23 protein-coding genes are annotated in these 24,338 nt (G+C 72.8%); 16 read left to right on the top strand and 7 right to left on the bottom strand.

Features of this window, described 5'->3' with window-relative positions; genetic code table 11:
- Window positions 1-115: 115 nt before the first annotated feature.
- Together AB0I82_RS31805 and AB0I82_RS31800 are read left to right on the top strand one after the other, a co-directional pair.
- The gene (locus tag AB0I82_RS31805; protein WP_363260900.1) at window positions 116-1,264 is read left to right on the top strand and encodes a ferrochelatase; all 1,149 of its coding nucleotides are present in this window, start codon (window positions 116-118) and stop codon (window positions 1,262-1,264) included.
- A 126-nt stretch (window positions 1,265-1,390) separates the two neighbouring features.
- The gene (locus AB0I82_RS31800) at window positions 1,391-2,221 is read left to right on the top strand and encodes an inositol monophosphatase family protein (RefSeq protein WP_363260899.1); all 831 of its coding nucleotides are present in this window, start codon (window positions 1,391-1,393) and stop codon (window positions 2,219-2,221) included.
- Between the two features lie 176 nt (window positions 2,222-2,397).
- Here AB0I82_RS31800 and AB0I82_RS31795 read toward each other — a convergent pair whose 3' ends face one another.
- A complete protein-coding gene (locus AB0I82_RS31795) occupies window positions 2,398-2,571 on the bottom strand; it encodes a hypothetical protein (protein ID WP_363260898.1) in 174 nt (57 codons plus the stop codon).
- A gap of 351 nt (window positions 2,572-2,922) precedes the next feature.
- Between AB0I82_RS31795 and AB0I82_RS31790 the strand changes: the two genes are divergently transcribed.
- The 4 genes from AB0I82_RS31790 to AB0I82_RS31775 all read left to right on the top strand — a co-directional run bounded on the left by AB0I82_RS31790 (window position 2,923) and on the right by AB0I82_RS31775 (window position 6,582).
- Window positions 2,923-3,576: a response regulator transcription factor gene (locus AB0I82_RS31790; protein WP_030062975.1), complete on the top strand. Its 654-nt coding sequence runs from the start codon at window positions 2,923-2,925 to the stop codon at window positions 3,574-3,576.
- Window positions 3,577-3,581: 5 nt separating this feature from the next.
- Window positions 3,582-4,829 (top strand): HAMP domain-containing sensor histidine kinase, encoded by a 1,248-nt coding sequence (locus AB0I82_RS31785; RefSeq protein ID WP_363260896.1) that lies wholly within the window; start codon window positions 3,582-3,584, stop codon window positions 4,827-4,829.
- Window positions 4,830-5,268: 439 nt separating this feature from the next.
- The gene (locus tag AB0I82_RS31780) at window positions 5,269-5,571 is read left to right on the top strand and encodes a DUF4193 domain-containing protein (RefSeq protein ID WP_003982531.1); all 303 of its coding nucleotides are present in this window, start codon (window positions 5,269-5,271) and stop codon (window positions 5,569-5,571) included.
- A gap of 192 nt (window positions 5,572-5,763) precedes the next feature.
- Complete coding sequence (locus tag AB0I82_RS31775) at window positions 5,764-6,582, top strand: hypothetical protein (protein WP_363260895.1); 819 nt, start codon at window positions 5,764-5,766, stop codon at window positions 6,580-6,582.
- 63 nt (window positions 6,583-6,645) lie between these two features.
- On the opposite strand, the gene AB0I82_RS31770 is transcribed toward AB0I82_RS31775, so the two are convergent.
- Entirely contained in the window at window positions 6,646-7,089 is a 444-nt protein-coding gene (locus tag AB0I82_RS31770; protein ID WP_363260894.1) for a DUF3093 domain-containing protein, read from the bottom strand.
- Window positions 7,090-7,147: 58 nt separating this feature from the next.
- Between AB0I82_RS31770 and AB0I82_RS31765 the strand changes: the two genes are divergently transcribed.
- The 7 genes from AB0I82_RS31765 (at window position 7,148) to AB0I82_RS31735 (ending at window position 13,732) form a co-directional block, all read left to right on the top strand.
- Window positions 7,148-7,750, top strand: a complete 603-nt coding sequence (locus AB0I82_RS31765; RefSeq protein ID WP_363260893.1) for a PaaI family thioesterase — start codon at window positions 7,148-7,150, stop codon at window positions 7,748-7,750.
- Window positions 7,747-8,277: a dUTP diphosphatase gene (dut, locus tag AB0I82_RS31760; RefSeq protein ID WP_363260892.1), complete on the top strand. Its 531-nt coding sequence runs from the start codon at window positions 7,747-7,749 to the stop codon at window positions 8,275-8,277. The genes AB0I82_RS31765 and dut overlap by 4 nt, the downstream gene beginning before the upstream one ends.
- Window position 8,278: 1 nt before the next feature.
- On the top strand, window positions 8,279-9,046 hold the full coding sequence (locus AB0I82_RS31755) for a DUF3710 domain-containing protein (protein ID WP_363260891.1): 768 nt from the start codon (window positions 8,279-8,281) through the stop codon (window positions 9,044-9,046).
- Window positions 9,047-9,258: 212 nt separating this feature from the next.
- Window positions 9,259-11,805, top strand: a complete 2,547-nt coding sequence (locus AB0I82_RS31750) for an ATP-binding protein (protein ID WP_363260890.1) — start codon at window positions 9,259-9,261, stop codon at window positions 11,803-11,805.
- A 65-nt stretch (window positions 11,806-11,870) separates the two neighbouring features.
- On the top strand, window positions 11,871-12,554 hold the full coding sequence (locus AB0I82_RS31745; RefSeq protein WP_363260889.1) for a response regulator: 684 nt from the start codon (window positions 11,871-11,873) through the stop codon (window positions 12,552-12,554).
- Window positions 12,555-12,586: 32 nt separating this feature from the next.
- The gene (locus AB0I82_RS31740; RefSeq protein ID WP_363260888.1) at window positions 12,587-12,985 is read left to right on the top strand and encodes an OB-fold nucleic acid binding domain-containing protein; all 399 of its coding nucleotides are present in this window, start codon (window positions 12,587-12,589) and stop codon (window positions 12,983-12,985) included.
- Between the two features lie 111 nt (window positions 12,986-13,096).
- Complete coding sequence (locus AB0I82_RS31735) at window positions 13,097-13,732, top strand: DUF3159 domain-containing protein (RefSeq protein WP_363260994.1); 636 nt, start codon at window positions 13,097-13,099, stop codon at window positions 13,730-13,732.
- 50 nt (window positions 13,733-13,782) lie between these two features.
- On the opposite strand, the gene AB0I82_RS31730 is transcribed toward AB0I82_RS31735, so the two are convergent.
- From AB0I82_RS31730 to AB0I82_RS31710, 5 genes are all read right to left on the bottom strand, one after another.
- On the bottom strand, window positions 13,783-14,454 hold the full coding sequence (locus AB0I82_RS31730; protein ID WP_030260896.1) for a TrkA family potassium uptake protein: 672 nt from the start codon (window positions 14,452-14,454) through the stop codon (window positions 13,783-13,785).
- On the bottom strand, window positions 14,451-15,119 hold the full coding sequence (locus AB0I82_RS31725; protein ID WP_030260898.1) for a TrkA family potassium uptake protein: 669 nt from the start codon (window positions 15,117-15,119) through the stop codon (window positions 14,451-14,453). The genes AB0I82_RS31730 and AB0I82_RS31725 overlap by 4 nt, the downstream gene beginning before the upstream one ends.
- Window positions 15,120-15,321: 202 nt before the next feature.
- Entirely contained in the window at window positions 15,322-15,984 is a 663-nt protein-coding gene (locus AB0I82_RS31720; RefSeq protein WP_363260887.1) for an acetoacetate decarboxylase family protein, read from the bottom strand.
- 26 nt (window positions 15,985-16,010) lie between these two features.
- Window positions 16,011-17,633: a prenyltransferase/squalene oxidase repeat-containing protein gene (locus tag AB0I82_RS31715; RefSeq protein ID WP_363260885.1), complete on the bottom strand. Its 1,623-nt coding sequence runs from the start codon at window positions 17,631-17,633 to the stop codon at window positions 16,011-16,013.
- Between the two features lies 1 nt (window position 17,634).
- Window positions 17,635-18,189 (bottom strand): EF-hand domain-containing protein, encoded by a 555-nt coding sequence (locus AB0I82_RS31710; RefSeq protein WP_363260884.1) that lies wholly within the window; start codon window positions 18,187-18,189, stop codon window positions 17,635-17,637.
- 222 nt (window positions 18,190-18,411) lie between these two features.
- Between AB0I82_RS31710 and AB0I82_RS31705 the strand changes: the two genes are divergently transcribed.
- The 3 genes from AB0I82_RS31705 to AB0I82_RS31695 all read left to right on the top strand — a co-directional run bounded on the left by AB0I82_RS31705 (window position 18,412) and on the right by AB0I82_RS31695 (window position 24,242).
- On the top strand, window positions 18,412-20,526 hold the full coding sequence (locus AB0I82_RS31705) for an NAD-binding protein (protein WP_363260883.1): 2,115 nt from the start codon (window positions 18,412-18,414) through the stop codon (window positions 20,524-20,526).
- Window positions 20,527-20,624: 98 nt separating this feature from the next.
- A complete protein-coding gene (locus AB0I82_RS31700; RefSeq protein ID WP_363260882.1) occupies window positions 20,625-21,731 on the top strand; it encodes a helix-turn-helix domain-containing protein in 1,107 nt (368 codons plus the stop codon).
- Window positions 21,732-22,190: 459 nt separating this feature from the next.
- Complete coding sequence (locus tag AB0I82_RS31695; RefSeq protein ID WP_363260881.1) at window positions 22,191-24,242, top strand: APC family permease; 2,052 nt, start codon at window positions 22,191-22,193, stop codon at window positions 24,240-24,242.
- Window positions 24,243-24,338: the final 96 nt, after the last annotated feature.

The raw sequence follows: 24,338 nt of genomic DNA, 5'->3' as shown, positions 1-24,338 counted from the left end.
GTGAGCCGGGTCAGGATGGCAGTAAGGAACGTACTGCAGCGATACAGCTTACGGGCGGCACTCTGTCGGCGCCTCCGGTTTTCCGGCTGTCAGTGGCGGGTGGGAGGATCGGGACATGCCCGAACAGTCAGTGCCTGCTCCCTATGACGCCCTGCTCCTCCTCTCCTTCGGGGGCCCCGAAGGCCCGGACGACGTGGTCCCGTTCCTGGAGAACGTGACGCGCGGCCGCGGCATCCCCCGTGAGCGCCTCAAGGAGGTGGGACAGCACTACTTCCTGTTCGGCGGCGTGAGTCCGATCAACGCGCAGAACCGCGAGCTGCTGGACGCGCTGCGCAAGGACTTCGCCGAGCACGGCCTGGACCTGCCGGTGTACTGGGGCAACCGCAACTGGGCGCCGTATCTGACCGACACCCTGCGCGAGATGGTCCGCGACGGCCACCGCCGCATCGCGGTGCTGGCCACGAGTGCGTACGCCTCGTACTCGGGCTGCCGGCAGTACCGGGAGAACCTGGCGGACGCGCTGGCCACCCTGGAGGCCGAGGGCCTGGAGCTGCCGCGGATCGACAAGTTGCGGCACTACTTCAACCACCCCGGCTTCGTCCGACCCATGGTCGACGGCGTGCTGGCCTCGCTCGCCGAGCTGCCCGACGAGGTCCGCGCGGGCGCCCACATCGCGTTCACCACGCACTCCATCCCCACCGCCGCCGCCGACACCTCGGGGCGCCCGGAGGAGCACACCGAGGGCGGCGAGGGCGGCGCATACGTCGCGCAGCACCTCGACGTGGCCCAGGTGATCGCCGACGCGGTGCGCGAGGAGACCGGCACGGCCCACCCCTGGCGGCTCGTCTACCAGTCCCGCAGCGGCGCCCCGCACATCCCCTGGCTGGAGCCCGACATCTGCGACCACCTGGAGACGCTGCACACCCAGGGCGTCCCGGCCGTCGTGATGGCCCCCATCGGCTTCGTCTCGGACCACATGGAGGTCAAGTACGACCTCGACACGGAGGCCACGGCAAAGGCCGCCGAGCTGGGCCTGCCGGTGGCCCGCTCCGCCACCGTCGGCGCCGACCCGCGGTTCGCCGCGGCCGTCCGCGACCTGCTGCTGGAGCGCGCGGCGGCCGAGCGCGGCCGCTCCCCGGAGCGCTGCGCCCTGGGCGCCCTCGGGGCGAGCCACGACCTCTGCCCGGTGGGCTGCTGCCCGGCCCGCTCGCCCCGGCCCGCCGCCGCGGGCGCCGACCGGAGCAGCGCGCCGGCGGGGGCCTGATGCCCGTCCCGGGCCGCCCGACGGCGTGCGGCCCGGCTGCCCGGCCCGCGGGCGCCCGCCCCGCGGCGGCCCGCGGACCTGCCGTACGCAGCACCCGCGGGGCCTTCCGTACGAACAAGGAGCACCGTGTCCGACCCCCTGAAGGACGCCCCGCTGCAGAGCGGTGAGCTGAAGGACGAACTTCTCACGCTGGCCCTGGAAGCCGCCCGTCGGGCCGGTGACCTGCTGCGCGACGGCCGCCCCGCCGATCTCGGCGTGGCCGCCACGAAGTCCAGCCCCATCGACGTCGTCACCGACATGGACATCGCCTCCGAGAAGCTGATCACCGGCTTCCTCTCCCAGCGCCGCCCCGAGGACGGCTTCCTCGGCGAGGAGGGCGCCAGCGCCGAGGGCTCCAGCGGGGTGCGCTGGGTGATCGACCCGATCGACGGCACCGTCAACTACCTTTACGGGCTGCCCTCTTGGGCCGTGTCCATCGCCGCCGAGAAGGACGGCGAGACGGTCGTCGGGGTGGTCGCGGCACCGATGCGCGGCGAGACCAGCCACGCCGTCCTCGGCGGCGGCGCCTTCCTGAACAACGCGCCGATCCGGGTGCGCCCCGCGCCGCCGCTCTCCCAGGCCCTGATCGGCACCGGCTTCGGCTACATCGCCGAGCGGCGCGCCGCGCAGGCGGCGGTGCTGGGCTCGCTGCTCCCGCGGGTGCGCGACATCCGGCGGGGCGGTTCGGCCGCGATCGACCTGTGCGACGTGGCCTGCGGCCGGCTGGACGCCTACTACGAGCGTGGGCTGAACCCCTGGGACTTCGCGGCGGGCGAGCTGATCGCCCGCGAGGCCGGCGCGCGCACCGCGGGCCGTCCCGGCGAGCCGGCGTCCCACGAGCTGACCGTCGCCGGGTCCCCGGCCGTTTTCGCGGAGCTGCAGCCCCTGCTGGACGATCTGGGCGCCTGGCGCGACTGATCCGGCCCCCGGGGGCCACGGGAGACGCGCACGTCGCCGTACGGCCCGTACAGGCGTCCGGACGCGCCCGGACGCCCAGGCGCGAGGACCTCCCCGCGCAACCGGACGTCCGGGTACGACAAAGCGCCCCGGCACCGTCCCCTCGGTGCCGGGGCGCTCTTCGTCGCGCGCGGCGATCAGGCGCTGGGCGCGCCGACCTCCACACCGTGCTCAGAGGCCAGTCGCTGCAGGTCCTCCAGCTCGGCCGCCTCGACATCGGCGAGGAAGTCGTCGCCCGTTTCGCGGGCCCGGTCCAGGTCGGCTTCGGTGTTCTTTATGCGCTGCAGAATGCCTGCGGTGAACGCGTCCATGGTGCGCCCCCTCGTCGTGGGTCGGTGGCACGGGGGTGTGCCGACGGGTGTGGGCCCCTCGTCCACGGGGGTGTGGCAGAGGGAGATCACGGCGTGGTCCCTGCGGGCTGCCGGCCGGTCACGGTACGGCGTCGTGCAGGGCGTGATCGCGAGTGTGCAATCGTCCTCCCCATGCGGAACCTCACGGAAACCTCAGGCGGGTGGTGAATCCTGCCGATCGGGTGCCCGCGTCCCCGCCATCGGCGGCCGCACCTGGTCTTACAGCCGGTTTACGGCTCTTCGGGGCAGGATGGATGTGCTCGAAATTTGTGTGTGCCCTGTTCGGCGGGGCCGTGAGGAAGGACTAGCGACGTGCGTGTACTCGTCGTCGAGGACGAGCAGCTGCTCGCCGATGCGGTGGCCACCGGACTGCGCCGGGAGGCCATGGCGGTCGACGTGGTGTACGACGGCGCGGCCGCGCTGGAGCGCATCGCGGTCAACGACTACGACGTCGTCGTGCTGGACCGCGACCTCCCGCTGGTCCACGGCGACGACGTCTGCCGCAAGATCGTCGAACTGGGGATGCCCACCCGCGTACTGATGCTGACCGCCTCCGGCGACGTCAGCGACCGCGTCGAGGGCCTGGAGATCGGCGCCGACGACTACCTCCCCAAGCCGTTCGCGTTCACGGAGCTGACCGCGCGCGTACGGGCGCTGGGACGGCGTACGACGGTCGCGCTGCCGCCCGTACTGGAACGGGCGGGCATCAAGCTCGACCCGAACCGCCGCGAGGTCTTCCGCGACGGCAAGGAGGTCCAGCTCGCGCCCAAGGAGTTCGCGGTGCTGGAGGTCCTGATGCGCAGCGAGGGCACGGTCGTCTCGGCCGAGCAGCTGCTGGAGAAGGCGTGGGACGAGAACACCGACCCGTTCACGAACGTCGTCCGGGTGACCGTCATGACGCTGCGCCGCAAGCTCGGTGAGCCCGCGGTGATCGTGACGGTCCCGGGCTCCGGCTACCGGATCTGACGGGCATGGCCACGACACCCGCGGCCCCACAGTCGCCGCCCGCCCCGCCCAAGCCCACCTGGGACCCCAAACCGCCGGTCCGCCCGTTCCCCTGGCTGCGCCCGACCATCCGTATAAGGCTCACGCTGCTGTACGGCGGCATGTTCCTGATGGCCGGCATCGTGCTGCTCGCGATCATCTACATGCTGGCCGCCAACGCGCTGCAGGACGGCAACCAGCTGCCGTTCAAGATCATCGGTTCGGACTTCCGGATCGTCACCGACCGCTGCCCCGGAGCGGCCACCAACAACGTCGACCAGCTGAACTCCGCCATCAACACCTGCATCTCGCAGCAGCGCGCGGTGGCCCTGAACAACCTCCTGAACCGCTCCCTGATGGCGCTGGTCGGACTGACCATCGTCGCGTTCGCCTTCGGGTACGCGATGGCGGGCCGCGTCCTGTCGCCGCTCGGCCGCATCACGCGGACCGCGCAGCGGGTGGCCGGCTCCGACCTGCACCGGCGGATCGAGCTGGGCGGCCCGGACGACGAGCTGAAGGAGCTCGCCGACACATTCGACGAGATGCTCGACCGGCTGGACCGCGCGTTCGAGTCGCAGCAGCGTTTCGTGGCGAACGCCTCGCACGAGCTGCGGACGCCGCTGGCGATCAACCGCACGCTCCTCGAAGTACAGCTCGCCGACCCCGAGGCGTCGCCGGAGCTGGCCCAGTTGGGCAAGACCCTGCTCGCCACCAACGAGCGCAGCGAACAGCTGGTGGAGGGCCTGCTGCTGCTCGCCCGCAGCGAGAACAAGATCGTGGACCGCAAGCCGGTCGACCTCTCCGAGGTCGCCTCGCAGGCCATCGAGCAGGTCCGCGGCGAGGCTCAGAGCAAGGGCGTGGAGCTGCGCGGCGTACGCAGGCAGGTCTTCGTCCAGGGCAGCGGCGTCCTCCTGGAGCGCATCGCGCTGAACCTCGTACAGAACGCCGTGCGGTACAACACCCCCACCGACGGCTGGGTGGAGGTGACCACGGAGGCGCAGCCCGGATGGGCGGTGCTGGTGGTCTCCAATACGGGCCCGGTGGTCCCCGCCTATGAGGTGGAGAACATCTTCGAGCCCTTCCGGAGGCTGCGTACGGAGCGCACGGGCAGCGACAAGGGCGTGGGACTCGGACTGTCCATCGTGCGGTCCGTCGTCCGGGCGCACGACGGCACGATCACCGCGGTGCCACGTGAGGGCGGGGGCCTGGACATGCGGGTGGTGCTCCCGGTGTGAGTGTTCCGGCCAGGGTGCCCGCGGGTCCGGCTTGACGCGACGGCGGGTGTCCGGTCATCCTTCGCCCCGAGTTCGCTTTGCGCGGAATTCGGCCGGTCCGTTCGTTGGCCCGGACGTGTGTGATCGCTCACAGGCGCGAATTCCGGGCCATCTACTCTCCGTGATCGCCAAGCCCCTCGGAAGGCCGGGAAAATCCGGGTTTCCCGGGGGTCTGATCACGGGAAGTACACGGGATGGCAAGCGCGAGGTGCGACTTTAGGACCGTGTACGGTCCTATCGCCATCCAAACCGATCACCTCTTCAGGGGTGCGGTTGGGTGTCGATTGAGTAACAGACCTTGATGTGAGGCAAAATCTCCGCCTCAGGTCGGGCACAAGTCCGGCCTCTCACGCGTTACGAGCGCTGAGACACCGCAGACACCCAGAGGGGGAGAGCGACCATGGCTACGGATTACGACACACCACGCAAGACCGATGACGACCTCAACGAGGACAGCATCGAGGAACTGAAGTCGCGGCGGAACGACAAGTCCGCCTCGGCCGTCGACGTCGACGAGTTCGAGCAGGCCGAGGGCCTGGAGCTGCCCGGCGCCGACCTGTCCAACGAAGAGCTCGCCGTGCGGGTCCTGCCCAAGCAGCAGGACGAGTTCACCTGCATGAGCTGCTTCCTGGTCCACCACCGCAGCCAGCTGGCCGCGGAGGACAAGAACGGCCAGCCCATCTGCCGCGACTGCGCGGCCTGAGGGCAGGCCGAGGCCGTGGCGCGCGCACCGCACCCGGCCGGGGAGCCGCCGGCTTCCCGGACAGGCGCAGCACGCAACCGCGGCCACCGGGACGACAGCGTGAGGTGAAGCTCAGTGGGACCGTTCCGTAGAGGCAAGCAGGGTGAGACCGGTCCGGCGGCCGGCGCACGAACACGCGAGGAAACCGCGCCCGTGCCCGCCGACCAGACCGCCCTCCCCGCGGAGCGGCACACCCGAGCGCTGAGAGAGCGTGGCCGTGCGGCCACGCTCGCGGCCAGAGTCGGCGACGGCGCACGCAGAGGTGGTGCCGGCGCGCGGTCGGGACTCTCCTGGACCGCCGACCGGATCATCGAGAACGCCCCGCGGATCCCCGTCCGCGACCTGGCCACGCTGCGCCGCCAGTTTCCCGGCCTGACCCCCGAGCAACTGGCCGACAGGCTCGTCGCCGGAGCGACGAAGGGCACCGCCACCGTCGGTGCCGGAGTGGGCGTGGCGGCCATGATGCCGGTGCCGCCCGCGATGCCGGCCGAGCTGGCCGCCGAGGTCGTCGGCGTCGCCTCGGTCGAGATCAAGCTCATCGCCGAGCTGCACGAGGTGTACGGCGTGCGCCCGCAGGGCGGCCTCCGGGCCCGCGGCCTGGCCTACGTCCAGTCCTGGACCGAGGAGCGCGGCGTGGACGTCGCGAAGCCCGCCACGCTGAATCTCGCGCTCGGCGGCCAGATGAAGCGCGAACTGCGCCAGCGGATCATGAAGCGCATGATGCGCAACCTGCCGAGCATGACACCGTTCATGATCGGCGCCGCGGTCGGCGCGTTCATGAACCGCCGGGACACCGCCAGGCTGGCAGCCACGATCCGGCAGGATCTGCGCCGCCGTCAGGTCCCCTGGGACGCGCTCCCGGACCCGGCTCCGGCTCCCGTACACAAGCGGCTCACCGGCGTACCCAAGCGGCTCACAGGCCGCGCCAGACCCGGCCTGCTCGGCCGCCACAAGCCCGACCAGGACGCCTGACCCTCCGGTCCGTCCCGGGCTTCGCCGAGCCGCCTCAGGCCTCTCCCAGCCCCTCCAGGCGCCTCAGGCGCGGATCGCCGCCAGCGCCGCCGCCAGCTCCTCCGGATGCCGCGTCGACAAGTACACGTACGGCGTCGGGTCCGCCGGATCGGCCACCTCGACCCGCACCGCCGTCGGGATGTAACTGCGCATCAGCATGAACGCGCGGGTGTCGGCCTTGTACGTGCGCCAGGCCCGGGCCTCCGCCGCGTCCAGCACCTGCACCTCACCCAGCGCCGCCGCCGGGATCTTCGCGTCCCCCGCGATCAGCGACCCGGCGACGACCAGGATCCGCGCGGAGCCGTACGAGCTCACCAGGACCGCGGCCAGCGCCGCGCCGCCCACCAGCCCGCCCAGCATCGGCAGCGTCCCGAGCGGCAGCAGCATCAGGGCACAGGCGATGCCGACGGCGACGGCGATCACCCACCAGGAGCGGGGAGCGGTGAGACGTTCTTCGTACGACTGCATGGCTCCAGCTTGGCACGTGCGCGCGCGTGCTCCGCGCGCGCGGGTAGGGTCTCCACCTGTGAGTGGAGCCGAACCACAGAAGAAACAGACGACGCAGCTGACGCCGCCCGCGGACGCCACCGCGCCGGTGCGCCACCCCGAAGCGCCCGCGCCCGGCGAGCTGCTCGGCGCGCACTACGGCCAATGCTTCGGGTGCGGCGGGGAACAGCCGCACGGCCTGCACCTGGAGGCGCGGGCCGGCGAGGGCGTGCGCGTCACCGCGGAGTTCACCGTCAAGGAGGCCCACCAGGGCGCCCCGGGCCTCGCGCACGGCGGCGTACTGGCCACGGCCCTGGACGAGACGCTCGGCTCGCTCAACTGGCTGCTGCAGGCCATCGCCGTGACCGGCCGGCTGGAGACCGACTTCCTGCGCCCCGTACCGGTCGGCACGGTCCTGCACCTGGACGCCGAGGTCACCGCGGTGGCCGGCCGGAAGATCTACTCGCGCGCCGAGGGCCGGATCGGCGGCCCGGACGGCCCCGTGGCGGTCCGCGCCGAGGCGCTCTTCATCGAGGTGAAGGTCGAGCACTTCATCGACAACGGCCGGCCCGAGGAGATCCGGGCCGCGATGGCCGACCCGGACCAGGTGCGCCGCGCCCGCGCCTTCGAGGTGAACCCGTGACCCATCAGGCACAGCAGGTACGCACCCCCGTGGACGTACAGATCCGGCGGGTGGATCCGGAGGTTCCGCTGCCCGCATACGGGCACCCGGGCGACGCCGGGGCCGACCTCGTCACCACCGAGGCGGCCGAACTGGCCCCGGGGGAGCGCACGGTGCTGCCCACGGGGGTGGCCATCGCGCTGCCCGAGGGGTACGCCGCGTTCGTACACCCCCGGTCGGGCCTCGCGGCCCGCTGCGGTGTGGCGCTCGTGAATGCCCCGGGGACGGTGGATGCCGGGTACCGTGGGGAGATCAAGGTGATCGTGGTCAATCTGGATCCGCGCGAGTCCGTGCGTTTCGAGAGGTTCGACCGGATCGCCCAACTGGTCGTCCAGCAGGTCGAGAAGGTGCGCTTCCAGGAGGTGGCGGAGCTTCCCGGCTCGGCGCGGGCCGAGGGGGGATTCGGGTCCACCGGCGGTCACGCGGCGGTGGGCGGCGCGGGCGGGAATGGATACGCATCGGTCGGTGCCGACCGGGAAGGACAGTGACGTGTTCGGACGTCGCAAGAAGAACGAGGCTCCTGACGACGCGGTCGAGGCGGTCGATCCTGCCGAGGAGGCGACGTCGTCGGACCGGTCCGACGCGGACGACGAGGGCTACGGCGTGAGCCTCCCGCCGGCCCCGCGCCCCGACGGCCCCTGGGATCTCTCCGAGGTCGGCAATCCGGGCGAGGGCCGGGTGGACCTGGGCGGCCTCTTCGTACCGGGCGTCGAGGGCATGGAGCTGCGGGTCGAGGTCGCCGGTGACGCGATCGTCGCCGCGACCATCGTGCTGCAGGACAGCGCCGTGCAGCTGCAGGCGTTCGCAGCGCCCAAGAACGAGGGCATCTGGGGCGAGGTCCGCGAGGAGATCGCCTCCGGCATCACTCAGCAGGGTGGCGTCATCGACACGGTCGACGGCCCGCTGGGCTGGGAGCTGCGCGCCCAGGTGCCGGTGCAGCTGCCGGACGGGACGAACGGCGTGCAGGTCGTGCGGTTCGTCGGCGTGGACGGCCCGCGCTGGTTCCTGCGCGGCGTGATCTCCGGCCAGGGCGCGGTGCAGCCGCAGGCCGCCGGGCTGCTGGAGCAGATCTTCCGGGACACGGTCGTCGTACGCGGCGAGGGCCCGATGGCGCCCCGCGACCCGATCGTCCTCAAGCTCCCCGACGACGCGGAGATGGTGCCCGAGGGCGTCCAGCAGGACGACGCCTCGCAGTCCCGCTTCGGCGGCGGCGTGGAGCGCCTGGAACGCGGCCCGGAGATCACCGAGATCCGCTGAGCCGGCGGCCGCCGGAGTGCGGTCGTACGTACGGGCCGTGCCCCTCCCGGAGGGACGCGGCCCGTAGGCATGCCGGGCCCTTGGTGCCCGTCAGGGTCCCGTCAAAACTGGGCCCCGGCCCCCTGTACACGGTCTCTGTCCTGTTCCCCGTCGGTAGGCTCGGCAGCGGAACAGCCCGGTTGCGGGCGGCTCGCAGGTAAGACAATGAGGCCATGGGACGCGGCAAGCTTCGCATCTATCTCGGCGCGGCGCCGGGTGTCGGCAAGACGTACTCGATGCTCTCCGAGGCGCACCGGCGCCTGGAGCGCGGTACGGACGTCGTCGTCGCCTTCGTGGCGCACCACGACCGGCCGCGTACGGAAGTGCTGCTGCACGGCCTGGAGGAGCTGGGGCTCCAGGAGCTGAGTCATCGGGGCACGGCGTTCACCGAGATGGACGTGGACGCCGTACTGGCCCGGCGGCCCGCCGTCGCGCTGGTCGACGAGCTGGCGCACACCAATGTTCCCGGTTCCCGGAACGAAAAGCGCTGGCAGGACGTCGAGGAACTGCTCGAAGCGGGCATCGATGTGATCTCCACCGTCAACATCCAGCACCTGGAGTCACTCGGTGACGTGGTGGAGTCGATAACGGGCGTCCGGCAGCGCGAGACCGTCCCCGACGAGGTGGTCCGCCGCGCCGACCAGATAGAGCTTGTCGACATGTCGCCCCAGGCGCTGCGGCGGCGGATGGCGCACGGGAACATCTACGCCTCCGACAAGGTCGATGCGGCCCTGTCGAACTACTTCCGGCCCGGGAACCTCACCGCGCTGCGTGAGCTGGCGCTGCTGTGGGTGGCCGACCGGGTCGACGAGTACCTCCAGCAGTACCGCGCCGAGCACTCCATCCGCTCCACCTGGCAGGCCCGCGAGCGCATCGTCGTCGGCCTCACCGGCGGTCCCGAGGGCAAGACGCTGCTGCGTCGTGCGGCGCGGATGGCCGCCAAGGGCTCCGGCAGCGAGGTACTGGCCGTCTACATCGCGCGCAGTGACGGGCTCACCGGCGCCTCGCCCAAGGAGCTCGCCGTCCAGCGCACCCTGGTCGAGGACCTGGGCGGCAGCTTCCACCACGTCATCGGCGACGACGTGCCCAGCGCCCTGCTGGAGTTCGCGCGCGGCGTCAACGCCACCCAGATCGTGCTGGGGTCGAGCCGCCGGAAGGCGTGGCAGTACGTCTTCGGGCCGGGCGTCGGCGCGACCGTCGCCCGCGATTCGGGGCCCGACCTGGACGTCCACATCGTCACGCACGACGAGGTCGCCAAGGGGCGCGGCCTGCCGGTCGCGCGCGGCGCCCGGCTCAGCCGCTCCCGTGTGCTGGCCGGCTGGCTCACCGGCGTACTCGGCCCGGTCCTGCTCACGCTGCTGCTGTACAACCTGGAGAACGGCCCGGGGCTCGCCAACGATGTGCTGCTGTTCCTCTTCCTGACCGTGGCGGCGGCCCTGCTCGGCGGGCTGCTGGCCGCGCTCGCCTCCGCCGCCGTCGGCTCGGTCCTGCTGAACTTCTACTTCACGCCGCCCACCCACAGCATCACCATCGCCGACCCCAAGAACATCGTCGCCATCGCGATCTTCTTCGCGGTCGGGGTGGCCGTCGCCTCCGTGGTGGACCTGGCGGCCCGCCGTACGCACCAGGCCGCCCGGCTGCGCGCCGAGGCGGAGATCCTGTCCTTCCTGGCCGGCAGCGTGCTGCGCGGCGAGACCACGTTGAACGCGCTGCTGGAACGGGTGCGCGAGACCTTTGCCATGGACGCGGTCTCCCTCCTCGAACGGGAGAGCGACGTCGAGCCGTGGACCTGCGCGGGCAGCGTCGGCGAGGCCGCGGCCCCGCGCCGCCCCGAGGACGCGGACGTGGACATGCCCGTCAGCGACCACATGGCCCTCGCGCTCAGCGGCCGCAAGCTGCCCGCCGAGGACCGCCGGGTGCTCGGCGCCTTCGCCGCGCAGGCCGCCGTCGTACTGGACCGCCAGCGGCTGGTCGGCGAGGCGGCGCGGGCCCGCGAGCTGGCCGAGGGCAACCGCATCCGTACCGCGCTGCTCGCCGCCGTCAGCCACGATCTGCGCACCCCCCTCGCCGGCATCAAGGCCGCCGTCACCTCGCTCCGCTCCGACGACGTGGCCTGGTCCGAGGAGGACGAGGCCGAGCTGCTGGCCGGCATCGAGGACGGCGCCGACCGGCTGGACCACCTGGTCGGCAACCTCCTCGACATGTCCCGGCTGCAGACCGGCACGGTCACCCCGCTGATCCGCGACACCGACCTGGACGAGGTCGTCCCGATGGCGCTCGGCGGCGTCCCCGAGGGCAGCGTCTGCCTGGACATACCCGAGGCGCTGCCCTTCGTGGCCGTCGATCCCGGGCTGCTGGAGCGCTGCGTCGCCAACCTCGTCGAGAACGCCGTGAAGTACAGCCCGGACGGCGCGCCCGTCACGGTCGCCGCCAGCGCGCTGGGCGAGCGCGTGGAGGTACGCGTCGTGGACCGCGGCCCCGGCGTCCCCGACGCCGCCAAGGACCGCATCTTCGAGCCGTTCCAGCGCTACGGCGACGCCCCGCGCGGCGCCGGCGTCGGCCTCGGCCTCGCCGTCTCCCGCGGCTTCGCGGAGGCCATGGGCGGCACCCTCGCCGCCGAGGACACCCCGGGAGGCGGTCTGACCATGGTCCTGACGCTGCGCGCCGCGGCCGGCCACCCGCCGGTCAGCCCAGGCCTCCCCGCCCGGGCGACGACATGACCGCGCCCGCTCCCCGTACACCGACTGCGGCGGCCCCCCGGCCGTCCGCGGGAAAGGCAGGCCCGATGAACCGGGTGCTCGTGGTCGACGACGAGCCGCAGATCGTCCGCGCCCTCGTGATCAACCTCAAGGCGCGCAAGTACGAGGTGGACGCCGCGCCCGACGGCGCCACCGCGCTCCGGCTCGCCGCCGCCCGCCACCCCGACGTGATCGTCCTGGACCTGGGCCTGCCCGACATGGACGGCGTGGACGTGATCCGCGGCCTGCGCGGCTGGACGCGGGTGCCGATCCTGGTGCTCTCCGCCCGGCAGACCTCCGACGAGAAGGTCGAGGCGCTGGACGCGGGCGCCGACGACTACGTCACCAAGCCGTTCGGCATGGACGAACTGCTGGCCCGGCTGCGTGCCGCGGTGCGCCGCGCCGAGCCCACCGGGCCCGCCGACGCCGCCGTCCTGGTCGAGACCGAGGGTTTCACCGTCGACCTGGCCGCCAAGAAGGTCAACCGCGGCGGCCGCGACGTCCGGCTCACCCCCACCGAGTGGCACCTCCTGGAGGTACTGGTCCGCAACACGGGCCGGCTGGTCAGCCAGAAACAGCTGCTCCAGGAGGTCTGGGGCCCCTCGTACGGCACGGAGTCCAACTATCTGCGGGTCTACATGGCCCAGCTGCGCCGCAAGCTGGAGGCCGATCCGTCCCACCCCCGGCACTTCGTCACCGAGCCGGGCATGGGCTACCGCTTCGAACAGTGATCCGGGCGCGAGACGGCCGGTACGCTGGCTGTATGAGTGCTGGGACCCGTTCCGAGAAGCCGGCCGGACGTTTCCGCCGGCTGCTCGACAGGCTGTCCTCCTCCGAGGAGGAGCTGCAGTCCGCCGAGCTGCAGGAGGATGCGCAGAACGCGGGCTGTACGCGGATCTGCGACTGCGACGACCGTCAGATCGTGAAGGTCACGGGTACGCTGCGGCACGTCACGCTGCGTCCCCGGGCCGGGGTGCCGGCGCTGGAGGCCGAGCTGTTCGACGGCTCGGCGGCGCTGGACGTGGTCTGGCTCGGCCGACGCGCCATCACCGGTATCGAGCCGGGACGTAAGCTCATCGCCTCCGGCCGGATCTCGATGAGCCACGGACGCCGGGTGCTGTTCAATCCGAAGTACGAACTCCGACCGCTCGGACAGGAGTAGCCGGTGACGTCGTTCGAGAAGACGACCACGAGCAACGAGGAAGAGCCCGCCGCCGGGCACGGTACGGCCGCCGGGCACGGAAAGGCCGACAAGGCGGCCGCGGAGAAGGCCATCCTGGAGGCGTTCGGCGGCTTCTGGGGCATGGTGGACACGACGGTCCCCGGCCTGGTCTTCGTGCTGATCTACACGATCCAGCGGGACATCCACACCGCCGCGATCATCGCGCTGGGCCTGACCGTCCTGCTGGCCCTGGCCCGGCTCGCCCGCCGGGAAACCCTCAAGCACGCCTTCAGCGGCGTCTTCGGCGTGGCCATCGGCGCGGTCTTCGCGATGATGTCCGGCGACGCCAAGAACTTCTACCTGCCGGGCATGCTCTACACGCTGGGCCTCGCGGTCGTGTACGTGCTCTCGGCGCTCTTCAAGTACCCGCTCATCGGCGTACTGCTCGGCCCGATACTGCGCGAGAACCTCTCCTGGCGGACGCGCAACCCCGGCCGCTTCAAGGCGTACACCAAGTCCACCTACGCCTGGGGCTTCATCCTGCTCGCCAAGTCCGCGATCCTCTTCCCGCTGTACTGGTGGGGCGACGCGACGCAGCTCGGCTGGGTCAAGGTCGCGCTCGGCATCCCGCCGTTCCTGCTCTGCGTCTACCTGACCTGGATCTTCCTGGCGAAGGCCCCGGCCCCGATCGACGTGATCGCGGAGATGGAGGCGAAGGAGAAGGAATCGAGCGTCTCCGGCGCCTGAGACAAGCAGGAGGCCCGGAACCGTACGGTTCCGGGCCTCCTTGTATGTCCTTACTCCGTCGGCTTCCGCACGGAGAGCAGGTCCTCCAGCTGCTCCTCCCGCGCCTGCGCCGCGACGAACAGCAGCTCGTCACCGGCCTCCAGCGCGTCCTCCTTGTTGGGCGTGAGCACCCGCGTCCCGCGGATGATCGTCACCAGCGAGGTGTCCTCGGGCCACTCCACGTCGCCCACCTGGGTACCCGCCAGCGCCGCCTCCGGGGGCAGCGTCAGCTCGACGAGGTTGGCGTCGCCGTGGCTGAAGCGCAGCAGCCGTACGAGATCGCCGACGCTCACCGCCTCTTCCACCAGCGCGGACATCAGTCGCGGCGTGGAGACCGCCACGTCGACGCCCCAGGCCTCGTTGAAGAGCCACTCGTTCTTCGGGTTGTTGACACGGGCCACCACGCGCGGCACGCCGTACTCGGTCTTGGCCAGCAGCGAGACGACGAGGTTGACCTTGTCGTCGCCGGTCGCCGCGATGACGACGTTGCAGCGCTGCAGCGCTGCCTCGTCCAGCGAGGTGATCTCGCAGGCGTCGGCCAGCAGCCATTCCGCCTGCGGCACCCGCTCGACCGAGATCGCCGTGGGCGCCTTGTCGATGAGCAGGACCTCGTGGCCGTTTTCCAGGAGCTCGCCCGCGATGGAGCGGCCCACCGCTCCCGCACCCGCGATTGCCACCCTCATGCGCCGGCCTCCTCGGGCCCTTCGGCGAACGCCGCCTCGACCTTCTCCACATCGTCGGTGCGCATCATCACGTGCACCAGATCGCCTTCCTGCAGGACGGTCTGCGAGGTCGGCAGTATCGCCTCACCCAGCCGGGTGAGGAAGGCCACCCGTACGCCGGTCTCCTCCTGGAGGCGGCTGACCTTGTGGCCGACCCAGGACGCGTCGGTGTGCACCTCGGCGAGCTGCACGCCGCCGCTGGGGTCCCGCCACAGCGGCTCGGCGCCCGAGGGGAGCAGCCGGCGCAGCATCTGGTCGGCGGTCCAGCGGACGGTGGCCACGGTCGGGATGCCCAGGCGCTGGTAGACCTCGGCGCGGCGCGGGTCGTAGATGCGGGCCGCGACGTTCTCCACGCCGAACATCTCGCGGGCCACCCGGGCGGCGATGATGTTGGAGTTGTCGCCGCTGCTGACGGCGGCGAACGCGCCGGCCTCCTCGATCCCCGCCTCGCGCAGGGTGTCCTGGTCGAAGCCGACGCCGGTCACCCGGCGGCCCCCGAAGGCGGAGCCCAGCCGCCGGAAGGCGGTGGGGTCCTGGTCGACCACGGCGATCGTGTGGCCCTGGTTCTCCAGGGTCTGTGCGAGCGCGGATCCGACCCGCCCGCAGCCCATGATGACGATGTGCATCGTCCGCTTACCCCGCACTCCTCGTAGGCCCGCTGGCCTGCCTCAACACCCTGCTCACTACTTTCTTTCCGGCGTACCGGCCGCCCGGGGCGCCTGGCCCCGGCACGGCCCGGTCACGAGCTTATGCGGCAACGGGGGAGTTGCCCCCGCTGATGTGCGACACCACCGTAACCGGCCGACCGGTAGGAAGGAGTGCTGCCCTTCAGGCGCCGGTCCGCCCGGAGGCGGGCGAGCCGGCCGGTCCGAGGCGCGTCCCCGCCGGGAAGACGAAGCGGGCGGCGGAGACGGAGAGCGTGAAGCGGGGTGCCGGGGCCGCGAGGTCCGGCAGGGGCGGGTGCCAGTCCAGGACGCCGAGCCGGCCCCGGCCCAGGCGCCCCGAGACCTGCCCGCACAGGAACGTCCGCTCGCCGCCGATCCGGCCGAACCCGCTGCTCGGAGCGCGGAGGACGGGGACGCGCGCCCTGCCGTGCGGGCCCAGGCGGAGGGCCGCGACCGGCCCGTTGTCGTCGTGGATGCGGACGGTCTCCGCGTCCCACGAGAAGCGGGCGAGCTCCTTAGGGATGCCCCACAGCCGCCGCCCGCCGCGTACCGACGCCGCCGAGTCCACCCAGATGCGGTGGCAGAACAGCCCCACGCGGCGGCCCCGGCGGGCCGGGGAGCCGACCGCGAATTCGTCGTACCGCAGCGCGCCCTCCGTGTAGCGCGCGAGCACCACCAGGAGCGTACGGCGGCCGCCCACGGGGCTGAGGTCGGCGGGCAGCTCCGGTGCCTCGCGCGCGGTGAGGACGGACATCCACAGCACGCCGCGCGCCTTCCAGGGCGGCGCGGGGTAGTCCGCGGCCGGCGGTCCGGTGGGGTCGGTCACTGCGGTACTCCTTCCAGCGGGGCCGGTCACCACTCTCCTCGCCGTGGGCCGCGCAGCGCGCGCCGGACCGCCGTGATGCCCAGGGCGGTGAAGGCCAGGGTCTGGGCGGGGGAGTGGCTCAGCAGCGGGCGGGGGCCGTACATCTCGGGGTGGCCCGGCCAGCTGCCGTCCGGCCGCTGCGCCGCGGCCAGGTACGCGAGGGCCGCGCGTGTCCCGTTGCCGGGTACCGCCGCCCGGCAGAGCGCCGCCAGGGCCAGCCCGGTGGCCGACGGCAGGCTGGCGGTGCTGTCGGTGCCGGGACCGTGGGACCACCCGCCGTCCGGCCGCCGACTCGCGGCCAGGCGGGCCAGCTCGGCGCGGACCGCGCGGTGCCCGGCCGGCAGCGCGGGCGCGATCTCGCACACCGCGTAGGGCGCGCCGCGGTACCAGCTCGCGGCCCAGCCGTCGCCGGCGGACCCGGCGCGCCCCGCGTACGCGCCGAGCCAGCGGCGGGCCGCGCCGGTGGGGACGCGGTGACGGCCGCGGTAGCGGTCCAGGGCGGTGACGGCGTGCGCGACCACGTCGGGGGTCGGCGGGTCGGCCGCCGTCTGCCAGGTGGACCACAGCCCCGTCCCGCTCTGCTGCTCGGCGAGGTGGCGGAGCGCGCGGCGCGCCGCGTCCGCCGCCTCCGGGAGCCCGGCGAGGGCGATGAGTACCGCCGCGGTGGTGTCGTTGTCGGACTCCAGCCCCTGCCGGCACGGCCAGCCCCCGTCGGGCCGCTGGGCCGCGCGGAGGAAGTCCAGCGCGCGGGGGAGGCCCTGCACCTCGAAGTCCGGCTCGCCCCGGAACGCGCGTACCGTCAGCTGGGTGTCCCACACATCGGTGGTCAGGAAGCGCCATGTCCCGTCCGGGTGCTGTGCCGTGAGCAGGTAGCCGCGGGCCCGGTACCGCGCGGTGCCGGCCGGGACGACGGCGCGCAGCGCCAGCAGCGCGAGGGAGGTGCTCAGCACGTTCCCGTAGAACGAGCCGTCCGGCGCCTGGAGGTCCGCGAGGCGCCGCGCGGCCGCTTCCGCGTTCTGCGCGTCACCGAAGTACCGCTCGACGAGCGCGTACTCGGCCAGCAGGTCCACCAGCGCCCAGGACTTGAGCCGGGAGCGGCACGCGCCGTCCACCGCCGTGCGCAGGCCGGCGCGGAGCGCCCGCAGGCCGGCCGCCGTGACCGGCTCGCGCGCGGCCCCGTCCGGCGCCACCCGCTCAGCGCAGGCCCGCAGGACGGCCAGCAGCCGGAGCCGGGGCACGAAGACCGGGCCGGTGAACGCCTCCGTGGCGGGGCCGTGCCCGTCGGCCGTGCCGCGGGCCAGGCCGGCCAGCAGGGTCTCCGTGTACTGGGCGAGCGGATGGTGCGTCTGGGGGCGCGCGGTGCGCAGCCACTGGTGCGCGCGGCGGACCGCGTGCCGGGCCGCCGGGGTGGCCTCCCGGGACAGGGCCAGGCACGCCAGGGCGGTTTCGGTGACGCGCGGGTCGGGCGGCGTCCGCCAGCCGCCGTCCTCCTGCTGGTGCCGCAGGCAGTGATCGAGGGCGCGGGCGAGCATGTCGTCCGCCTGCCGGACGGGATCGTGGTGCAGCGGATCGCGGTACGCCGTGCCGGGTTCGCCGCCGCGCCCGGGCATGTCAGCGGGCGGGCGGGGGCAGCGGCCCCAGCAACTGGTTTCCCGGCGCGTCCGCGTCGTCGCTCAGAAAGAACTCGCGGAGCGCCGCCCGCCATTCCTCGTGCCGGATACGGCCGTCGCCGTCCCGGTCGAGCCGGCGGAACGCTTCCTCGCCGTGGGCGGTGTCCACGCCTGCGTGGGTGTAAATACGCCGGTACTCGTCCAGGCTCAGCGTCTTGTCCTTGTTCGTGTCCAGCGCGCGCATCAAGGCGTCGGCGATGGCCAGTACCGCGTCGTCGAGATTTGCGCGCGAGGAGACGAGGGACCGCATACGGCTGAGGAATTCCTGCCGGTCGATCCGGGTGTCCGGGCCGGAGCCGCCGGGTACCAGGAGCTTCCACCACTTCTCGAAGCCGGCACGGACCGCCGCCGCGTTCTCGTTGTCGCCCCGCGGGGGCAGGCCCGCTATTCCCTCGGCGAAACGGAAGAAACGCTCCCGCGTGAGATATCCCTGGCCTTCCCTGTCGAACATCTCGAAGAGCGCGTCGAATTTCTGGTCCCTGAGCGTGCCGGGCATGACTCTCCGCCCTTTCGTCTGCTGGCATCGATGTGCCGCAAGGCATCGCCTGCAGCATCGGCGTCCGGCATCGGGCTCTTCAAGCGGGCATTCGGACAGAGTGCATTGGCCGAGTTCACGGGAATTCAGTGCGAATGCAGCAAGAAATCGTGTCAGCCCGCACGAGCGCCGCGTACCCCCTGGCGGCCGGGTCGGGCCGTGCCTTCGTGATCTTGGGGAGGCATGCTGGGCGACGTGTCCTCACTGTCACCCGTGCCACAGCAGTCCCAACCGACCCCGCACGCGCCGCACATGGTGGTGTGCGGCGACGACTCCCTGGCCCACCGGCTCGCCGTCGAGCTGCGGGAGGTGTACCGCGAGCGGGTCACCCTCGTCGTGCCCTCCGTACGCGACCCGCGCGGGCCCCGCGTCCCGCAGCCGGCGCGCGGCGGCCTGGGCCGGGCCGGCGCGTTCCTCGGCCGGATGACGGCCGCGGTCGGCCGGGGAAACGCCCCGGACGACGGGAGATCCGCCGACGGTCCGGGTGCGCCGGACGCCGAGGAGGAGGCCGGACCGGTACGCGTACTGGAAGCGCCGGAGCCCGACGACGAGACGCTCACCGAAGCGGGCGTCGAGGAGGCCGGCGCGCTGGCCCTGGTGTACGACGACGACGAGACCAACATCCACGCCGCGCTGCGCGCCCGCCGGATGAACCCCCGGCTCCGGCTGGTCATCCGCCTCTACAACCGCCGCCTCGGCCAGCACCTGGAAGAGCTGCTGGACCAGGCGGCCGCCGTGGTCTGGTCCGACAGCTCCGAGATCGACGCCTCCACCACCGTCCTCTCCGACGCCGACACGGTCGCGCCCGCGCTCACCGCCACCGCCGTGGCCGGCACCAGCAAGGTCATCGAGGTCGACGGGCTGCTGCTGCGGGCCGTGGAGCACACCCCGGGCGCGCCCGCACCGCCGCGCGCCGCCGGCCGCGGCCTCGCCACCCTCGCCCTGCTCTCCCCCTCGGCCTCGGACGACACGGCACACGAAGGCGACCCGGCGCCTGCCCCGCCCCCGCCGGGCGGCCGCTCCCGGCACGGCGGCCGCACCGCCCACCGGCACGCGGCCGACGACGACGGGCCGACGCTGCTGCCCGACGACGCCACCGCCGCGGCCGCCACCGGGCGCGCCACCATCGAGCTGGAGACCGTCTCCTACCGCGGCCGCCGGCCGTCCGCCCGCCGCCTCGTAGGGCGCGGCGCGCCGCTCGGCTCGCTCTTCTCGCCGCGGCTGCGCTGGTCGATAGCGGGCCTCATCGGCACCGTACTGACCCTGGCCATCGTCTCGACGCTCGTCACCGGGGACGACCCGCTGCACGCGGCGTACCTCTCCCTGCTGGACCTCTTCGCGATCAACGAGCCCGCGATCAACGAGGGCCCGGCCCGCAAGGTGCTGCAGCTGCTGTCCGGCCTCACCGGCCTCCTCCTGCTGCCGGTCCTGGTCGCCGCGGCCCTCGAAGCGCTCGGCACCTTCCGCAGCGCCGCCTCGCTGCGCCGCCCGCCGCGCGGCCTCTCCGGCCATGTCGTCCTCCTCGGCCTCGGCAAGGTCGGCACCCGCGTCCTGGCCCGGCTGCGCGAGCTGGGCGTCCCGGTCGTCTGCGTGGAGGAGGACCCCGAAGCGCGCGGTATCCCGCTGGCCCGCCGACTGCGGGTGCCGACCGTCCTCGGCGACGCCACCGAGGACGGCGTGCTGGAAGCGGCCGGGATCGCCCGCGCCCGTACCCTCCTCGCGCTGACCAGCGAGGACAGCACGAACCTGGAGGCGTCGCTGTACGCCAGGTCCGTCAAGCCGCAGCTCCGGGTCACACTCCGGCTCTTCGACGACCGGTTCGCCACCGCCGTCTACCGCACCCTGCGCGCCGCCCACCCCACCGCCGTCACCCGCAGCCGCAGCGTCTCCTTCCTGGCAGCGCCCGCCTTCGCCGGCGCCATGATGGGCCGCCAGATCCTGGGCGCCGTCCCCGTCGAGCGCCGGCTGCTGCTCGTCGCCCACGTCGACGTGCGCGGCCAGACCGAGCTGGTGGGCCGCCGCGCCGACCAGGTGTTCCGGGCCGGGCGGCTGCGGCTGGTGGCCGTCAACATCGGCGCAGCGCCGGACCCCGCGGAGGACCCGGAGACCATGCAGGGCGGCGGGCAGCGCTGGGAGCCCGCCCGGCTGGTCCGCGACCTGCCGCCCGGCTACGTCCTGCGGCCCCAGGACCGCGTCGTCATCGCCGCCACCCGCGAAGGACTGGGCGAGCTGCTCGGCCGCCGTCCGGGCCCCGCCGCATCCACGCAGAGCGGATCTGCCGGAACCCGGCAGGGTTGATAGCGTCCCGGTGTCCGGGAGTCGGCAATGAAGGCCGATGGTGAAGCTCCCGGAACCGGCCCACGGGTCGGGACGAGCGGTGGCAGGGAGCACAACAAGTGGAGCGCGGCGCAGCGGAACCGCACGGCATCGGCGAGTACGCCGACCTCCTCGGGGAGGTGTCCAGGACCGGGCGGCTGCTCCGCCGCGAGGAGCTGGACGTCCTGCGCGAGCGGGGGGAGCGGGCCGCGGAAGAGGGCCTGAGCCTGCGCGAGCTGGTCGGCCGCTACCTGGGGGAGACCCGCCGGCTGTGGGGCTCGCTGCCCGGTGTGGCGCGGGCCGCGGGCGCCACCGAGCGGGCCCGTACCGGCGACGCGCTGCTCGCGGCCGTCGAGGCGGCCGTTGCCGCGCTCGGCGAGGGCCACGAGCGGGCGCAGCGGCTCGCGGTCCGGCAGGAGGAGGCGGCCCGCCGCGAATTCGTCGACGACCTTCTTTACGGGCGCAGCGACCTCGGCCGGCTCGCCGAGCGCGCCGAGCGCTTCGGGCTGCGGCTGGCGGGCGAGCACGCGGTGGGTGTCGCGGAGGGGCCCGAGCGCTTCGACGACCTGCACCCGGTGGCCCGGCGCGTGGAGCGCGAGCTGCTGGCCCGCTTCGGCGACCGCGATGTGCTCATCGCCACCAAGGCCGGGCGGCTGGTGTGCGTGGCGGCGGGCGGCCGGGACGGCGCCCTGGACGCCTTCGCGAAGTACGCGCGCACCGACGGGACCGGCGGGCAGGCCGCGCACCGGGTCGCGCTCGGCCGGCCGCACGCCGGCGCGGGCGGCGTGGTCACCTCGTACGAAGAGGCACTGGGCGCGCTGGAGCTGGCCACCCAGCTGGAGCTGACGGAGCCCGTACTGCACGCCGCCGACCTGCTGGTCTTCCCCGTCCTGCTGCGCGACCGGGCCGCCATGGCCGACCTCGTGCGCAGCGTGCTGGGGCCGCTGACCGAGGGGCGCGGCGGGGCGCGGCCGCTGCTGGAGACGATCTGGGCGTGCGCGGCGACGGCGTACGTCAACGCCGAGGCGGCCCGCCGGCTCCGGGTCAGCGTGCGCACCCTCTCCTACCGGCTGGCCCGCATCAAGGAGCTGACCGGCTACGACCCGGCCGACGGGCTGCAGCGCTACACGCTGGAGACGGCCGCGATGGGCGCGCGCGTACTGGGCTGGCCGGACCGGCCGCTGTAGTTCCCCCGGACGTCCGGTCCGCACGGGCCTTCTGCGGGCCGTCCGGCGGGGCAAGTGCCGGTCGGTGAGCCATCAAAATCGCGTAAAGATTGCCGGGAACCGGCAATGTGCCGAGGCCGTGGCGAATGCCACCATCAGGGCGCACCGGCGGGTGCACGGCGGGCGGCGCAGCATCAGGGGTCTGCGCGCCCGCCGGGCCGCCGGCAGCGGATCGGTTGTCCCCACCCTCGACGGGGGTGAGGGTGTGGACACCCCGCTGCGGGCAGGCAGTTCCGCCGTTCGGGCGGCGCGTGGCGGCTCCGTACCCCGCCCTCCGGCACCGTGGAGCGACGGATTCCGTACCCCCGGCGGCGGCCCCGGACGGCCGCGCGGACCAGTCGGGCGGCATCCCCGGCAGGTGCATTACCCCCACGGGTGGCGGGTGGGCGACGGCCTTGACGAAGGCTTAGCATCCTCTGCGTGTCCAAACTGACCGACGTGCCCAAACGCATCTTGATCGGGCGCGCACTGCGCAGCGACAAGCTGGGAGAGACCCTTCTCCCGAAGCGCATCGCACTCCCCGTCTTCGCCTCCGACCCCCTCTCCTCCGTGGCGTACGCGCCGGGGGAGGTGCTGCTCGTCCTGTCCGTGGCAGGCGTGTCGGCGTATCACTTCAGCCCCTGGATCGCGGTCGCGGTCGTGGTGCTGATGTTCACGGTCGTGGCGTCGTACCGGCAGAACGTGCACGCCTACCCGAGCGGCGGCGGCGACTACGAGGTCGCCAACACCAACCTCGGCCCCAAGGCCGGCCTGACCGTGGCCAGTGCGCTGTTGGTCGACTACGTCCTCACCGTCGCCGTCTCCATCTCCTCCGGAGTGGAGAACCTGGGCTCGGCGATCCCCTTCTTCGTCGAGCACAAGACGGCCTGCGCCATCGCGATCATCGTGCTGCTGACGCTGATGAACCTGCGCGGCGTCAAGGAATCCGGCAAGCTCTTCGCCATCCCGACCTACGTCTTCGTCGCCGGCGTCTTCATCATGATCCTCTGGGGCGCCTTCCGCGGCCTGGTCATGGGCGACTCCATGAAGGCCCCCACCGCCGACTACACCATCCACGCCGAGCAGGGCGGTCTGGCCGGCTTCGCGCTGCTCTTCCTCCTGCTGCGCGCGTTCTCCTCCGGCTGTGCGGCGCTCACCGGTGTCGAGGCGATCTCCAACGGTGTGCCCGCCTTCCGCAAGCCCAAGTCCAAGAACGCCGCCACGACGCTGGCGCTGATGGGCGGCCTGGCCGTCACCATGTTCTGCGGGATCATCGGGCTGGCCATGGTGACCGGCGTGAAGATGGCCGAGAAGCCGGCCACCGACCTGCTGCACAACGGAGTGCCCGTCGGCTCCGACTACACCCAGAACCCGGTGATCTCGCAGGTCGCGGCCGCGGTCTTCGGCGACGGCACGGCGCCCTTCGTCATCCTGGCCGCCGCCACCGCGCTGGTCCTCTTCCTCGCCGCGAACACCGCGTACAACGGGTTCCCGCTGCTCGGCTCGATCCTCGCGCAGGACCGCTACCTGCCGCGCCAGCTGCACACCCGCGGCGACCGCCTCGCGTTCTCCAACGGCATCGTGCTGCTCGCCGGCGCCGCCGCGATACTCGTCTACATCTACGGCGCGGACTCCACCCGGCTGATCCAGCTGTACATCGTCGGCGTCTTCGTCTCCTTCACGCTCAGCCAGATCGGCATGGTCCGGCACTGGAACCGCCACCTGGCCGGCGAGAACGACCAGGCCAAGCGCCGCCGGATGTACCGCTCCCGTGCGATCAACGCCTTCGGCGCCACCTTCACCGGCCTGGTGCTGGTGGTCGTGCTCGTGACGAAGTTCAGCCACGGCGCCTGGGTCGCGCTGCTCGGCATGGTCATCTTCTACGTCACGATGACCGCGATCCGTAAGCACTACGACCGGGTCGCCGACGAGATCGCCGCCGCCGACTCGGCCGACGACGAGGTCGCCCGCCCCTCCCGCGTGCACTCCATCGTCCTGGTCTCCAAGGTCCACAAGCCGACCCTGCGGGCCCTGAACTACGCCAAGCTGATGCGCTCGCACTCCCTCGAAGCGGTCAGCGTGGACGTCGACCAGGCCGAGACCAAGGCGCTGCGCGAGGAGTGGGAGCGCCGCGGCATCGAGGTCCCGCTGAAGGTCCTGGCCTCCCCGTACCGGGAGATCACCCGCCCCTTCATCGAGTACGTGAAGTCGCTGCGCAAGGAGAGCCCGCGCGACGCGGTCTCCGTCTTCATCCCGGAGTACGTCGTCGGCCACTGGTACGAGCACCTGCTCCACAACCAGTCCGCGCTGCGTCTGAAGGGCCGGCTGCTCTTCACCCCGGGCGTCATGGTCACCTCCGTGCCCTGGCAGCTGGACTCCTCCGAGGCCGCCAAGGTCCGCGCCCGCAAGCGCGCCGAGTGGAACGCGCCCGGCTCGGTCCGCCGTGGCCCGGTCGCCCCGCCGAAGAAGGAGAAGGCGGCCACGAAGAAGTAGCGGCCACCACGACGCAGGGGCGCGCCCCGGTGGTCAATGGGGTGGTACGGCGGGACGTAGACTTGAAGGCTGTTGTCCCGCCGCACCACCCCACGT

Origin of the sequence: Streptomyces sp. NPDC050315, from assembly GCF_040655775.1 — a bacterium.
In the GTDB taxonomy this organism is placed as follows: domain Bacteria; phylum Actinomycetota; class Actinomycetes; order Streptomycetales; family Streptomycetaceae; genus Streptomyces.
Note: the sequence above shows the minus strand (reverse complement) of the source record. Positions and strands in the feature narration are given on the sequence as shown.